The organism is Faecalimicrobium dakarense (assembly GCF_000499525.1).
GTDB lineage: Bacteria > Bacillota > Clostridia > Peptostreptococcales > Peptostreptococcaceae > Faecalimicrobium > Faecalimicrobium dakarense.
In genome coordinates this window covers 1-1,036 of the sequence record NZ_HG529325.1, presented here as the reverse complement: position 1 = coordinate 1,036, position 1,036 = coordinate 1, and the positions used below count along the sequence as shown (strand labels likewise).

Below are 1,036 nucleotides of genomic sequence, written 5' to 3'. Positions count from 1 at the left end.
AATGATTTGATATTTTATTGTCAATCATTCATTTTTCATTCTCAAAACATTAGCTCCTAGTAATGCTAATCCTATAAAAGTAATAGATACTATATAATCTGCTGAAATAAAATAGAATAATATAATAAAGAATATGAAATGTAATAATATTATAATTGCGTTTTTAATTGCTTGAATATAGATCACCTCTATTTAAGTTATAATAAATTAATATTTTGAAATACAGTATAATTATAATCATAATTATAGTCATAGTAAACTAAATGTTATATTAAATATACATTTAAAAATTCTAGTAGAAGGATAATGTACAGATTAAATAAAAGCTCTAAGGTGGTGATATTTTGAAAAAGAGGATTACATATTTTATAATTACCATATCAGTAATGATTATGGGCTTATTATCAAGAAAATTTATGTTTATATTTCCAAAAAGTATTGCCCCATTTGTAGGTGATATGATTTGGGCTATGATGGTTTATTACGGATTTAGATTTTTATTTCCTAAATCAACTATTTACAAGAGTTTTTTAGTAGCAGTTATTTTTCTTTTTCTATAGAGGTGAGCCAGTTATATCAAGCTAACTGGATAAATAATATACGAGCAACTACTCTTGGAGGATTGGTACTAGGACATGGTTTTTTATGGGAAGATTTAGTAAGTTATAGTATAGGAATGTTACTTGGAGTAGTGATTGATAAATTTATTTTTAACTTAAAAAATAGTTAAAGGTGCATTATAATATAATGTGCCTTTTTAATTGCAAGGAATAATAGAATATTTGGTATCTTAAATTTAATTGAAAATATTGCAAGGTATCTAATATAAATTAAAGAGCACAATAAAAAATAAAGGAGATAAACAAATGGAAGATAAATCACTTATGGAAGATTTAAAAGATTTAGGTAAACAACTTCTTTATTCAGAGGCTGAAAATACAAATACAGATACAGAAACAATAGTTGAAATTGATAGTAATGGTAATAAAAGATATGTAACGAGAGCAGGTGCAGGTCCTGAAACTCATAATACATT

2 protein-coding genes are annotated in these 1,036 nt (G+C 24.6%); both read left to right on the top strand.

What is annotated here, in order from left to right:
* Positions 1–344 precede the first annotated feature (344 nt).
* Positions 345–560 (top strand): hypothetical protein, encoded by a 216-nt coding sequence (locus BN899_RS20475; RefSeq protein ID WP_330362502.1) that lies wholly within the window; start codon positions 345–347, stop codon positions 558–560.
* Between the two features lie 2 nt (positions 561–562).
* Entirely contained in the window at positions 563–730 is a 168-nt protein-coding gene (locus BN899_RS20470; RefSeq protein ID WP_330362501.1) for a ribosomal maturation YjgA family protein, read from the top strand.
* Positions 731–1,036 lie beyond the last annotated feature (306 nt).